Origin of the sequence: Actinomadura gamaensis, from assembly GCF_042652125.1 — a bacterium.
In the GTDB taxonomy this organism is placed as follows: Bacteria; Actinomycetota; Actinomycetes; order Streptosporangiales; family Streptosporangiaceae; genus Spirillospora; species Spirillospora gamaensis.
Genome location: NZ_JBHSIT010000001.1, coordinates 362,754 through 375,212, shown reverse-complemented (window position 1 = coordinate 375,212; position 12,459 = coordinate 362,754). Strand labels below are relative to the sequence as shown.

The 12,459-nt window shown below is 73.5% G+C and carries 14 protein-coding genes; 6 read left to right on the top strand and 8 right to left on the bottom strand.

Annotation, left to right across the window (positions count from 1 at the left end; translation table 11 throughout):
- The first annotated feature begins 40 nt into the window (after positions 1-40).
- Positions 41-655 carry a TetR family transcriptional regulator gene (locus ACFPCY_RS01770; protein WP_378252553.1) on the top strand — a complete coding sequence of 205 codons (615 nt, stop codon included), beginning with the start codon at positions 41-43 and terminating at the stop codon, positions 653-655.
- On the opposite strand, the gene ACFPCY_RS01765 is transcribed toward ACFPCY_RS01770, so the two are convergent.
- Both ACFPCY_RS01765 and ACFPCY_RS01760 read right to left on the bottom strand, forming a co-directional pair.
- Entirely contained in the window at positions 652-1,707 is a 1,056-nt protein-coding gene (locus ACFPCY_RS01765; RefSeq protein ID WP_378251762.1) for a CU044_5270 family protein, read from the bottom strand. The two genes, ACFPCY_RS01770 and ACFPCY_RS01765, sit on opposite strands and share 4 nt — an antisense overlap.
- Positions 1,704-2,270 carry an RNA polymerase sigma factor gene (locus tag ACFPCY_RS01760; protein ID WP_378251761.1) on the bottom strand — a complete coding sequence of 189 codons (567 nt, stop codon included), beginning with the start codon at positions 2,268-2,270 and terminating at the stop codon, positions 1,704-1,706. Before ACFPCY_RS01760 ends, ACFPCY_RS01765 begins: the two co-directional genes overlap by 4 nt.
- A 242-nt stretch (positions 2,271-2,512) precedes the next feature.
- Between ACFPCY_RS01760 and ACFPCY_RS01755 the strand changes: the two genes are divergently transcribed.
- Positions 2,513-2,749, top strand: coding sequence for a DUF397 domain-containing protein (locus ACFPCY_RS01755; RefSeq protein WP_378251760.1), 237 nt, complete (start codon positions 2,513-2,515; stop codon positions 2,747-2,749).
- A 49-nt stretch (positions 2,750-2,798) separates the two neighbouring features.
- On the opposite strand, the gene ACFPCY_RS01750 is transcribed toward ACFPCY_RS01755, so the two are convergent.
- Positions 2,799-3,062 carry a hypothetical protein gene (locus ACFPCY_RS01750; protein WP_378251759.1) on the bottom strand — a complete coding sequence of 88 codons (264 nt, stop codon included), beginning with the start codon at positions 3,060-3,062 and terminating at the stop codon, positions 2,799-2,801.
- Between the two features lie 143 nt (positions 3,063-3,205).
- On the opposite strand from ACFPCY_RS01750, the gene ACFPCY_RS01745 reads away from it, so the two are divergent.
- A complete protein-coding gene (locus ACFPCY_RS01745; RefSeq protein WP_378251758.1) occupies positions 3,206-3,571 on the top strand; it encodes a hypothetical protein in 366 nt (121 codons plus the stop codon).
- Positions 3,568-4,584 (top strand): hypothetical protein, encoded by a 1,017-nt coding sequence (locus ACFPCY_RS01740; protein ID WP_378251757.1) that lies wholly within the window; start codon positions 3,568-3,570, stop codon positions 4,582-4,584. The genes ACFPCY_RS01745 and ACFPCY_RS01740 overlap by 4 nt, the downstream gene beginning before the upstream one ends.
- Positions 4,585-4,647: 63 nt before the next feature.
- Here ACFPCY_RS01740 and rpmG read toward each other — a convergent pair whose 3' ends face one another.
- Complete coding sequence (gene rpmG / locus ACFPCY_RS01735; protein WP_378251756.1) at positions 4,648-4,812, bottom strand: 50S ribosomal protein L33; 165 nt, start codon at positions 4,810-4,812, stop codon at positions 4,648-4,650.
- Between the two features lie 118 nt (positions 4,813-4,930).
- Here rpmG and ACFPCY_RS01730 point away from each other — a divergent pair, with 118 nt between their 5' ends.
- Both ACFPCY_RS01730 and ACFPCY_RS01725 read left to right on the top strand, forming a co-directional pair.
- A complete protein-coding gene (locus ACFPCY_RS01730; RefSeq protein ID WP_378251755.1) occupies positions 4,931-6,478 on the top strand; it encodes an SMI1/KNR4 family protein in 1,548 nt (515 codons plus the stop codon).
- Positions 6,479-6,582: 104 nt separating this feature from the next.
- On the top strand, positions 6,583-7,059 hold the full coding sequence (locus ACFPCY_RS01725) for a carboxymuconolactone decarboxylase family protein (protein WP_378251754.1): 477 nt from the start codon (positions 6,583-6,585) through the stop codon (positions 7,057-7,059).
- A gap of 48 nt (positions 7,060-7,107) precedes the next feature.
- On the opposite strand, the gene alc is transcribed toward ACFPCY_RS01725, so the two are convergent.
- From alc to gcl, 4 genes are all read right to left on the bottom strand, one after another.
- A complete protein-coding gene (gene alc, locus ACFPCY_RS01720; protein ID WP_378251753.1) occupies positions 7,108-8,118 on the bottom strand; it encodes an allantoicase in 1,011 nt (336 codons plus the stop codon).
- A 16-nt stretch (positions 8,119-8,134) separates the two neighbouring features.
- Positions 8,135-9,445: an allantoinase AllB gene (gene allB / locus ACFPCY_RS01715; RefSeq protein ID WP_378251752.1), complete on the bottom strand. Its 1,311-nt coding sequence runs from the start codon at positions 9,443-9,445 to the stop codon at positions 8,135-8,137.
- Positions 9,446-9,447: 2 nt separating this feature from the next.
- Entirely contained in the window at positions 9,448-10,611 is a 1,164-nt protein-coding gene (locus ACFPCY_RS01710) for a glycerate kinase (protein WP_378251751.1), read from the bottom strand.
- 98 nt (positions 10,612-10,709) lie between these two features.
- Positions 10,710-12,425 carry a glyoxylate carboligase gene (gene gcl / locus ACFPCY_RS01705; RefSeq protein WP_378251750.1) on the bottom strand — a complete coding sequence of 572 codons (1,716 nt, stop codon included), beginning with the start codon at positions 12,423-12,425 and terminating at the stop codon, positions 10,710-10,712.
- Positions 12,426-12,459 lie beyond the last annotated feature (34 nt).

The window sequence follows — 12,459 nt, the reverse complement described above, 5'->3', positions numbered from 1 at the left end:
CGACCAGCCGACCGAGGACCCGAGCGTGGCGGACAGCGAAGTGGCCGCCGCGGCGGCCACCGCGGCGGCGGAGGAGGCACCGCGCGGCGGCGCGCGGTCCCGCAGCCAGCACCAGCGCCGCCGCCGGATCGTCCAGGCCGCCGCGGCACTCGCCTCGCGCGGCGGCGTGGAGGCCATGCAGATGCGCACGGTCGCCGAGCGCGCCGGCGTCGCCCTCGGCACCCTCTACCGCTACTTCCCGTCCAAGATGGACCTGGTCGTCGCGGTCGTCAGCGAGGAGCTGGACCTCCTCGAAGGCAGCATCGAGCGCCGCCCGCCGCGCACCGAGGCCGCGCACCGCCGCGCCGTGGACGTCCTCATGCGCGCGACGCGCGGCCTCATGCGCGAACCCGAGCTGGCCGAGGCCCTGATCCGCTCCCTCCTGCTCTCCGACGTCAAGACCGACTTCGGTGACCGCATGACCGGCCTCCTCCTGCGCGCCTCGGTCGGCCGCGACGTGACCGTCCCGCCCGGCGACCGCCGCTACGTCGTCGCCAAGGCCCTGGCCAGCGTCTGGACCATGGAGATGATCGAGATGCTCCGCGGCCACGCCACCGCCGACCAGATCCAGACCCGCCTGGAGGTCGCCGCCGAACGCCTCCTCCACGACTTCTAGCGCGGCAGGAGGCCCGGCGCGTCCACGACTCCGGCGCGGGTGCGCAGTTCGACGCGCTGCACGGCCCCCTTCGGGACGACCACCGTGCCCTTGGCGCTCTCCATCTCGTGACGCTGCCCGGCGACGGCCCGCTCGCCCAGGTAGGCGTAGGACTTCGGATCCAGCAGCACCTCCTCGCGCAGCCATCCCTCGGTGGTCCAGCCGATCGCGATCGCGGGCCTGCCCGCCGCGTCGCGGACGCCGTTCACGAGCGTCCCGCCGGGGATGCTCCGCATCGCGCGGAAGATCGCCGCCTGCACCTTCGGCGGTGGCGTGCTCGTGCGCAGGATCGTGTTCAGCAGTTGCAGGACGCGATCCCAGGACTGGCCTGGCGCGTCCCGCCTGACCCGCGCGATCAGCGCGTCCGGGTCGGTGGGCAGCCTGGACATGGCGGCGTAGTCCACGCGCGGGTCCATCCCCGCCGCCGACTGGACCTGGACCTTGCCCTTGGGAGCCACCCAGTACGCCATCAGCGACCCGTCCGCCTTGTGCCAGGTGCGGCGCACGCGCGTCATGTACGGCCCGCCGGTGACGACCCCGGCGGGCTCGGCCGAGGTGGTCAGCCGCTCCTCGACCATGACCCACTGGTCCGGACGCGGCGCCGTGAACGGCCGCCGCTCCGCCGCGTCGGCGGCCCGGTCCAGCAGCGCGTTCGCGCTCATCAGCCGGACGCCGCCGTTCCGGTGGCCGTCACCTCCCGTCCCGGACGGCGCGACCGCGAAGCCGGCCCCGATCGCCGCCGCCGCCCCGACCGCGGCCAGGCTCCACCCCCACCTCCGCCGGCTCCGCCGCGCTCCACCCGACGTCCCGCCCTCGCCCCCGACGACTGCACTTGCGCGTTCGACGCGAGGCGCGGCGGGATCCGACGGCAGCGCGAGGATTGGGGTGGGGGTGGGAGCCACGGCGGACGCGGTGGCGCGGGAAAGGAGGGCGGCTCGGGCGTTGGCGCGGGCTTCGGGGGACGGGGGCGCGGGGGCCTCCCAGGCGGCGCGGAGCGCGTCCAGGTCGTTCATGCCGTCTCCTTGAGGTCGTCGGGCAGCGCGGCGCGGATGCGGGTGCGGGCGCGGTGCAGGCGGGAGCGGACGGTCCCGGCGGGCAGGCCGAGCGCCTCGGCCACCTCCTGCGGGGTGAGCTGCGCCCAGGCGATGAGGAGCAGGACGTCCCGGTCGCCGGGCGCGAGATCGGCGAGGGCCGCGGCGAGCGGGCCGCGCGCGGCGGACGCGTCGAGGCGGGCGGCGGCGCGGTCCTCGGGACCCTCGGACGGCCCGTCCACGCCGGTGCGGGCCAGCGCGGCGTACTGGCGGGCCTCGGCGCGGTGGCGGCGGGCGATCAGGTTGGACGCGATGCCGTAGAGCCAGGGCCGGGCGTCCGGGCGGGCCAGGTCGTAGCCTGCGCGGCGGTCGAAGGCGATCAGGAACGTCTCGGCGGCCACGTCGTCGGCCGCGGCGGGGCCGAGGCGGCGCGCGGCGTAGCCGTGGATCGCGTCGTAGTAGCGGTCGAAGACGTCGGCGAAGCGCTCCGGCTCGTCCAGCGAGCGTTCGATCGTCGCCGCGTCGGTGACCGCGCGGGTCACCACCCGCGGTTCCACAGTTGGGGGCACATGGTCGGCCTTCGTCGTGAGGGGACGGTTGCATCCTCCCTTCGCCGGAGGGCGCGGTCGCGTTCGCGGGTCCCGGAGAACGCGGTCGCGTTCGCTGGTCCCGGAGAACGCGGTCGCGTTCGCGGGTCCCGGAGAACGGGGTCGCGTTCGCGGGGTCGCCGAGGGGGCCGCCGCTCTAGGGTGGGAGGGACCGTGGACTCGCCTCTGAAGGGGTGGCAGTGAACAACCAGGAACCGATCGTCACCGACGGCGTCATCATCGAGTTCATCGACGGCAAGGACGTCCCGGTGAACCACAAGGAGTTCGGTGAGCGGGCCGTGGTGATGCGCTCCGCCAAGGACGACGACGGGCCCGTCCTCTACTTCACCGAGGCGGAGTGGGACGCGTTCGTGGCCGGGGTCAAGGACGGCGAGTTCGACGACCTGCTGGAAGAGGAGCCCCCGGCCGAGTCCTGACGAGGGCGGTGAGGCCCCCGGCGTCCTTCCCGGACGCGGGGGGCCTCGCTCATTTCTCGCGCTCGCGTTCGGCGCCGGCGGCGTCGGAGCCGCCCTCGCCCTCGCTGGACGGCAGGTCCGGGTAGCGCTCGGCGACGGCCTTGCGGACCTGCTCCTTCTCCTCCGGCGTGCCGAACCGGTCGACGCGGCCGAGCGCGGCGACCGCGTGCTCCCTGTTCTCGATCGGGTACTTGCCCGGCTTGCCGTCGTGCGGCGGGATGCCGAACTCGTCCGGTGACAGTTCGCGGCGTTCCTCGGCGTTGAGTTTGCTCACGCCCGCTGTCTTCCCCGGAACGGCGTTACTACAGACAAAACGGTCGGCAAAGAGCCTTTCAGGCACCGCGCCGTCCGGTTTGACCCGGGCCGCGGCCCTCGGCGAGGATGGCGCCTCTACCGATCACCAGGGAGAGTCGTCTCGTGACCGAACCGAACCACGGGGGCACGGCGCACGACCACGAGTTCGCCCGGGGAGCGGCGGCGCTGCTCCGTCGCGAGCTCGCGCGTCCGAGCGCGCCGGGGTCGCCCTCCGACGTGACCGTCCGGACGAACGTCCCCGCCGCGGCGTTCGGGAACTGGGACGCCGCGAGCACCCTGGCCGAGACCGCCGCCCGCGGCCACGCCGAGTTCACCGCCGCCTACCGGCTGCTCTTCAGCGAGATCCGGACCGCCGCCGAGGCCCTGGAACGCACCGCCGACACCGTCCGGGAGGCCGAGGCCGCCAACGTGGACCGGGTCGGGCGCGTCCGCGAGATCCTTGAGGGCGGCCCGCAGGAGACCCCATGACCGACCCCCGCCACGCTCCCGTCCGCACCGGCAACCCTCCGGCGGGCACCCTGTCCGGCTACGGGGACGCCGACGAGGTCCGCGACATGCTGCGCGGCACCTCCCCCGCCGACGTCGCCACCGCCGCCGCGGCCTACGACGACGCGACCCGCCGCCTGGCCGAGGTCCGCGACCTGCTCTTCCACCTCGTCCGGCGGCACGCCGAGGACCCGGCCGCCGAGGACGCGCCGTCCCTGGCCGCGCTCCGCCGCCTGCTCGCCGACGCCGAGCACCTGCTCGCGGCGGCCCGCGCGATGGGCGAGGCGCTGCGCGCCTACGGCGGCGAGATCCTCCCCTGGTACATCGAGCACGCGCCCGAGCACGGCGCCGTCCAGGAGGACGTCGACCAGTACATGCGCCGCCTGAACGCCCGGATCACCGAGCTCTGGCACGCCTTCCCGGAGAAGATCGACGGCGCCGCCGACGCCCCGCCGCCGAAGCGCCGCGGCGTCCACCTGGCCTCGGCCGACCCGTCCGGGAGCGACAAAGAGGACAAGGACGACAAGCCGTCCGACCACCACGGCGGCCAGCCGAACCAGACCGTCGTCCCCATGATCGGCATTCCGCTGGGCGGCATGGGTGGCGGCGGCGGACGCGGCGGCGGTTCCGGCCCGCGCTCCCGCTCGCGCGGTAAGGGCGCCCGCCGCAAGATGGACGTCCCATCTCCCGCGATCAAGCCCGGTCCCGGCCTCATTCCCGACCGCGAGCCGCGCATCCTGACCCCGGCGGGCGAGGCCGCCGCCAAGAAGCCCGCCGCGCCCAAGCCCGCGGCTGCGCCCAAGCTCACGGCCCCGCTCAAGCCGTCGCTGCCGTCCATGCCCCCGGCCCCCGAGCCGGGCTGGACGCCGCCGGTCTCGGTGGCCGACTCCCTGAAGCCCGAGCCCGCCGATCCCGCGCCCGCGGAGGCGCCGCCGCCGAAGAGCGCGATCGCCGAAGCCCTGTCGGCCCCCAAGGACGACAAGCCCGCGTCCTGAGCATGGCAAGGCCCCGCGTCCGGGTGCTCGGGACGGGCGCGGGGCCTTGGTCTATGCGAGCGCCTAGCGCTCCTCGCGGTGGTCGACGTGCCGCCGCACGACCGGGTCGTACTTGCGCAGCACCATCCGGTCGGGGTCGTTACGCCGGTTCTTGCGGGTCACATACGTGTGCCCCGTCCCGGCCGTGGACCGAAGCCTGACCACCGGACGCACCTCGTTACGCGCCATGGATCCCCTTCCCTAGGAACCGATACCAGCATAACGAAAACCGTTATCAAATTCATCTCGCGAAGCGACCGGGCCGGCCGCGGTGGAACGTCACCGGCCGTCCGTAGGGTCCCGGATCATGGCGAAGAGACGAGAAGCTTCCGATCCCGCCGCGGTGCTGCGCGAGTTGTGCTCCCGGGTCGCCGACGCGGCGCCGGAGGGCTGGCTGCGCGCATCGGTGACCGGTGTCGCCGACGCGCAAGGTGCCGGGCAGACGGGTGTCGCTTACGACTTGGCGGACGGTGCCGAACGCGTCGTCGAGATGGATCTGCAAAGCGTCCTGCGCCGGGCGTACCGAGCGTTCGGCGAGGCGGGACGAGTGCTCGGCGTCGAGGCCGGCGTCACCGCGTCCGGCGAGTTCGAGGTCGCCACCGGGTGCGAGCTGAGCGGCGTGGACCGGCCGAAGCGCGGCTTCCTATACATGATCGATGCCGACGCGCTTCCGGCCGACCCCGGCGACGAACAGGACGGGCCGGTGGATTCCACCCAGGCGGGCGACCCTGACGAGGCCGTCCGGCTGCTCCGGGCGTACCTCAGGTACCGGGATGAACTGTTCGGGTTTTCGGACGAGGCCCCCTTCCGGAACCTGCCCGCCCCGCCTTCGGCCGAGTCGCTGGACCGGCTGGAAGGCCGGCTCGGCACGGCTCTGCCGGACGATCTTCGAGCGTTGTACGGCGTGGCCGACGGTGACGGTGAGGCCGGCGTCTTCGAGCGGCTGTCGTGCTGGCTGAGCGTGGAGGCCGTGGCGGCGGTGCACGGTGGCGACCGCCACTGGGCGGGCGGCGGCCGGACGGAGCGGTTCTTCGGTCCGTTCGTCCCCGACGCCGACCCTCCCGGGACGGTACGCCGGTCGGCGGATCGTCCCGGTTGGATCCCGTTCGTCCTGTGCACCGGCGGCGACCTGCTCGCGGTGGACATGGATCCGGCCGGCGGGGGCCGTCCCGGGCAGGTCATCCGCCTCGGCGCCGGTCGCGGGGTCCGCTACGTCGCCGACTCGGTGACGTCGCTGCTCAGGCGGCACGTGGACGCGTTCGCGCGCGGCGCGTACACGATCGGCGACGACGGCGAACTCCGGTTGGACGCGCCGCGCGACGAACCGGGCCCGAGCGTCCAGATCCTGCGCGTGGACGGCGCGGGCGACGTCGATCTGGGTTCCGCGCGCCAGGCGCCGCACCTGCTGGCCGTGGAACTGTCCCGGTGCGCGTCCGCCGATCTCTCGCCGCTGCGCGAGGCGCCGGTCGAGACGCTCGACCTCGAATTGAAGTCGATCGACCTGGCGCCTCTGGCGGGCCATCCGACGCTGCGCCGCGTGACCCTGTCCGCGCCGCACGCCGTCGATCTAGGGCCGCTGCGCACGCTTCCCCGCCTGGCGCACCTGGACGTGTCGCGCGCCTCCGTCCACCACCTGCGGGTGATCGCCGAGCTGGACGGGCTGCGGTCGCTGGCGCTGCGGTACGAGCAGTGGGAGGAATGGTGGTCGCTCGGCGAGCGGCTCCCCGGGCTGGCCGCCGCCTTCCTGGTCGGCAAGGGCCGGCACGACAGGCTCGCCGCCTGGCTCGCGGAGTTCGACGCCCGCGGCGTTCGGCCGCGCGCCGGCGCTCGGCGGATCCACAGCGGGCGGCTCTGACGCGCGACGAGCTGTATGGCGCAGGTCACATTGAGAAGCTGTCACGGATGGGAGGGCGGCGGCATCTTTATGGCGACCCAGTGTTCTACGGCAGGGAGTTCGTGATGGGTGCTCGGCTGAATCTCTTCGGTACCCCGGTCGCCGCCAAGGCGTTAAAGCATTTCTCCACGGCGAGCATGGTGATTCTCAAGGAGTCGACCGTTCCGGCGGCCACTCGGGACATGGTGATGCTTAGGGCCAGCCAGATCAACGGGTGCGGATACTGCACCGACGCGCACAGCAAGGATCTCGCGCACGCGGGAGAGGACGCCACCCGGATCAATCTCGTCGCGACCTGGCGGGAGTCGAATGTTTTCAGCGATGCCGAAAGGGCGGCGCTGGAACTGGCCGAGGCGGGGACGCGGATCGCCGACGGGGCGGGCGGCGTCTCGGACGAGGTCTGGGCGAACGCGGGCAAGTACTACGACGAGGCGCAGCTGACCGATCTGCTGCTGATCGTCGCGCTGATCAACGCCAGCAACCGGATGGGCGTCATCAACAAGCAGGTCGGCGGGGACTACAAGCCCGGCCAGTTCGGATGACTTCCCCTGGGACGCCCGAGCCCGCCAGGGGCTCGGGCGTCCTGCCGGTCAGGCCGTCAGGGCGGTGTAACGCGAGGTCAGGAGCGTTTCGCCGGCGGAGGTCAGGGAGCCCCAGAGGCGGAGCCGGGCCAGGCCGCCGTCGGGGTGGATGTCCACGCGGACGTGAGTCACCTCGGCGTCGGAATCGAGGCGGATCCGGTGGCGGGTGTCGGGCTGGAGGTGGGTCTTCGGCAGGAGTTCCCGCCATTGGCCGCTGGAGTTCCGGCCTGAGAGGGTCACTGCGGCGGGCGCGTTGAATTTCAGGTTCGTGGTGTCGAATTCGGCCAGCGTGATTTCGCCGGGGGCGGCCAGTCTGACGATGGCCCAGTCATTGTTGCGGTCGCGGCGGCGGGCGGTTTCCCAGCCTTCGGCCTGGTTACGGGCCGAGCCTGGAAACAGCATGTTGTCGGGGGACGAGTAGAACATGTTGCTGCATTCGGTGACGCGCGCGCCGTTTTCGAGGGCGGCCAGGTCGATGGTGAGTCCGGACAGGAGTCGCGGGTCCGGAACGACCTCCCCGTGGACGCGGAGGCGCGCTATTCCGCCGTCCGGGAACATGTTCAGCCGCACGTGCGTGAATCGGCGTTCGACGTCCACCTTGAATTCGTGCGCGGCGTCGCCTTGCAGGGCGCTCTTCGGGACGATCTCCGTCCAGGCGGCGTCCTCCAGTTCGGCCGGGCTCGGGTAGCCGCCCGCCGCGCACGCCTCGACCGAGGCGTGCGGCGGGTAGTTGCCCTTGAACCAGGCCGTGTCGATCACGACGCCGCGGATCACGCCGGGCAGGCCGAGGCGGACGAGGGCCCAGTCATGACCCAGGTGCCCGTTCTCGTCCGGGCGGCGGCGGGCGGTCTCCCAGCCGTCGTACTCCTGGCCCTTCGCGCCGAACGTCTCCGGGGAGAACTTCGGCGCCCAGGGGTTGATCAGGTTCTCTTTCTCCTCGAAGGACTCGTCGCTCGCGGCGATCACCGAGCCGCCCAGGGTGCGCAGGGCCAGATCGGGGAGGGAGGAGAAGTCCGTCATGCGGGTTCCAATCGGGTCAGGGACGGCGCAGCAGGACGCCGCGGGGGGTGCCGTTCACGGATTCGCCGCGCAGCCAGGTCGCCTGGACGACGCCGGTGAGGGTGCGGTCCGCGTAGGGCGTCACGGGGTGGCGGTGTTCGAGCTCGGACGGGACGACCGTGAACGTCTCGTCGGCGGCGAAGGCGACCAGGTCGGCGTCGTTGCCGACGGCGATGCGGCCCTTCCGGGACGACAGGCCGACCAGCGCGGACGGCCCTTCGGCCATCCAGCGGACGACGTCGTTCAGCGAGTGCCCGCGTTCCCGCGCGGCCGTCCAGACGGCGGGCAGGCCGAGTTGCAGGGACGCGACGCCGCCCCACGCGGTCGCGAAGTCGCCGCGCTTGAGCTCGGGCGTGCAGGGTGAGTGGTCGGTGACGACGCAGCCGATCACGCCGTCGGCGAGGCCCGCCCAGAGGGCCTCGCGGTTGGCGGCGTCGCGGATCGGCGGGCAGCACTTGTAGGCCGTGGCGTCCGCCGACGGGACGTCCGCCGAGGTCAGCGTCAGGTAGTGCGGGCACGTCTCGGCGGTGACGGGCAGGCCGCGCGACCGGGCCTTGGCGAGGGGTTCCAGGCAGTCGGCCGCCGACAGGTGCAGGATGTGCGCGCGCACGCCGGTCTGCTCGGCGAGCCGGACGACCAGCTCGACGGCCGCGCGCTCGGCGGACGGCGGGCGCGACGCCAGGAAGTCCGGGTACTCCCCCGAGGACGGCGCGGTCAGCGCCGAGGGGTCCTCGGCGTGCACGATGACCAGGCCGCCGAGCGAGGCGATCTCGCGGAACGCCTCGTGCATCCGTTCCGGCGACAGCGGCGGGAATTCCGGCACGCCCGAATCGGCGGTGAAGCACTTGAAGCCGAAGACGCCGTCCGTCCACAGCGGGCGCAGCGAGGGAACGTTCCCCGGCACCGCGCCGCCCCAGAACCCCACGTCCACGTGGACCGCGCCCGACGCCGCCGCGCGCTTCACCTCCAGCGCGGCGGGCTCGACCACGGGCGGCAGCGAGTTCAGCGGCATGTCGATCAGCGTCGTGACGCCGCCGCGGGCCGCCGCGCGGGTCGCGGTCGCGAAGCCCTCCCACTCGGTGCGGCCGGGCTCGTTGATGTGGACGTGCGTGTCCACCAGGCCGGGCAGCAGCGCGAGGTCGCCGAGATCGACCTCGGCGGCGGCGCGCAGCGGGGCGTCGCGGTCCTCGATCGCGGCGATCCGGCCGTCCCGGACGGCGACGGCCGCGGGCCGCTCGCCGTACGGCAGGACGGCCCGCCGCGAGCGGACCACCAGGTCGAAGGTCAAGGTCACGCTCCTTGCCGGTCGGGGGTGTCGGTCAGCCACGCGCCGGCGATCCGCTCGGCGGCGAGGCGCTCCAGCAGCGGCCCCGCCTCGGCCATGCAGACGGCGGGGTCGGGTTCGAGGTCGGTGAGCGCGAAGGCGTCCTGGATGCGGGCCTTGCGGAGCTGCTCGCCGGTCAGCGCGCGGCGGCCCGCGACCGCGATCGCGGGCACGCCCTCGCGCGCGGCGGCGCGGGCGACGCCGACCGGCGCCTTGCCGCGCAGCGACTGCCGGTCCAGCGAGCCCTCACCGGTGATCACCAGCCGCGCGCCGCGCACGGCCTCGGTGAAGCCGAGCAGGTCGAGCAGGTAGCCGATGCCCGGCCGGACGGTCGCGCCGAGGAACGTCATCGCGCCGAAGCCGACGCCGCCCGCCGCCCCGGCGCCCGGCCGCTCGTGCACCGGGCCGCGGCCGCCGACCGCGACGAGGCTCGCGACGGACGCCAGCCGCGCGAGGCCCTGTTCGAGCACCCGGACCTGCGTCGGCGACGCGCCCTTCTGCGGGCCGAACACCTCGGCCGCGCCGTCCGGGCCGAGCAGCGGGCTGTCCACGTCGCTCGCGACGATCACCTCCACGCCGTCCAGCCGGGACGGCAGGGACCCCGGCTCGATCGACGCCAGCCTCCGCAGCGCGGCCCCGCCCGGCGGCAGCTCGGCGCCGTCCGCGTCCAGGAACCGGACGCCCAGCGCGGACGCCATGCCCGCGCCGCCGTCGGTGCAGGCCGAGCCGCCGAGCCCGAGGACGATCCGCCGCGCGCCGCCGCGCAGCGCCGCGTCGATCAGCTCGCCGGTCCCGCGGCTGGACGCCGTGAGCGGCGCGGGCTCTCCGCCGGGCAGCCGGCGCAGCCCGGACGCCTCGGCCAGCTCGATCACGGCGGTCCCGCCGCCGACCGCGTACGAGGCGACGACCGGCTCTCCGGTCGGCCCGGTCACCGCGGTCCGCAGCCGGGCGAAGCCGGCCGCGACGGCGGCGTCCACCGTGCCGTCGCCGCCGTCCGCGACGGGCAGCGGGACGACCGGGACGTCCGGGCGGGCGCGGCGCAGCCCGGCCGCGACGTGCGCGGCCACCTCGGCCGCCGTCAGCGACCCCTTGAACTTGTCGGGCGCGATCACCACGTGGTCCCGCATCATCCTCGCCACCTCTCTCTAGGACACCGGCCCTGCCGGACACCGGCTCGCACGCGCTCGGGCACCGGCATGTGCGCGCTCGGCGCACCGGCTCGTGCTCGCTAGGGCACCGGCTCGTACTCGCGCATCCGGTCGATGCGCACGCCGTTGGCCGTGTCGGACTCGCGGTCAATCATGATCTCGACCAGCACCGGCCGGGAAGTCCGGTCGGCCTCCTTGCGCGCCCATTCCAGCGCGGGCCGGATCCCGCCGGGCTCCAGCACCCGCCGCCCGGAGCAGCCGTACGCCTCCATGATCTTGACGTTGTCGGTGCCGTGCTCGTCGTAGTGGATGTCCACCTGGTAGGACATGCCGTAGCCGCCGTGGTCCTCGGCCATCCGGATCAGCCCGAGGTACTCGTTGTTGATCATGATGAGCACGAACGGCACGTCGTACTGCGCGGCGACGGCGAGCTCCTCCACCAGGAACTGGAAGCCGTAGTCGCCGACGATCCCGACCACCTCGGCGTCCGGCTCGGCGCGGCGCAGCGCGGTCTTCACGCCGATCGCCGCCGGGATCTCCCAGCCGAGCGGGCCGGCCTGCCCGCACACCTGGTAGTGCCGCGGCTTCGGCGCCTTCTGGTGCTGCCCGCCCCAGATCTGGTAGAGCCCGATCGCGGTCACGAAGTAGGTGTCGCGGCCGTAGAACTCGTTGATCTCCTTGTAGACGCGCGGCGCCTTGATCGGCACGTCGTCGAAGTCCTCGCGCCGCGTCAGCGACACCTTCAGCGACCGGACGCGCTCGACCCAAGCGCCCGGCGAACCCGACACCCCGCGCGCCCGCGCGGCGTCGATCAGCGCGCGCAGGAAGAGCCTCGTGTCGGACACGATGCCCAGATCGGGGCCGAACACCTTGCCGATCTGCGTCGGCTCGACGTCCACGTGGATGAACCTGCGCTCGCCCCGGTAGACGTCGAGCTGCCCGGTGTGCCGGTCGCCGAACCGAGCGCCGAGCGCGAGCACCAGGTCCGCTTCGAGGAAGGACGCGTTGCCGTACCGCTGCGACGTCTGGATGCCGGTCATCCCCGCGTACAGCGGATGGTCCTCGTCGATCGCGCCCTTGCCCATCAGCGTCGCCTGGACGGGGATCTGGAGCAGTTCGGCCAGCTCGACCAGCTCCGGCGACGCGTCCGCGAGGATGACGCCGCCGCCCGCGAGCAGCAGCGGGCGCTCCGCCTCCAGCAGCATGTCCAGCGCCCGCTCGACGCGCGGACCGTGCGGCTCGACCGGCGCGATCGGCAGCGGCGCGTCGATCGACGGGTCCCACTCGATCTCCTGCTTCTGCACGTCGATCGGCAGGTCGATGAGGACGGGGCCGGGCCGTCCGGACCGGGCGACCCGGAACGCCTCGCGGAAGATCCAGGGCGCCTGCGCGGCCTCCTTGACCTGCACCGCCCACTTGGTGACGGGCTTGGCGATCTCCACGATGTCGACCGCCTGGAACGCCTCCTGGTGCAGCTTGGACGAGGCGGCCTGGCCGGTGATGCACAGGATCGGCACCGAGTCGGCGTGCGCGGTGTACAGGCCGGTGATCATGTTCGTGCCGGCCGGGCCGGACGTCCCGATCGCCACGCCGACGCCGCCGGTCGTCCGCGACCAGCCGTCGGCCATGTGCGTGGCGCCCTCCTCGTGCCGGACGATCAGGTGCTCGATGCCGCCGTCCCGCTCCATCGCCTGGTACAGCGGCAGGATCGCGGCTCCGGGGCACCCGTAGGCGATGTCGACGCCCTCGGATTTCAGGATGTCAACGACCGCCTGCATGACGGGAACTTTCGCCATGGTTCACTATCCCTTCTGGGGCGGACGGCCGGTC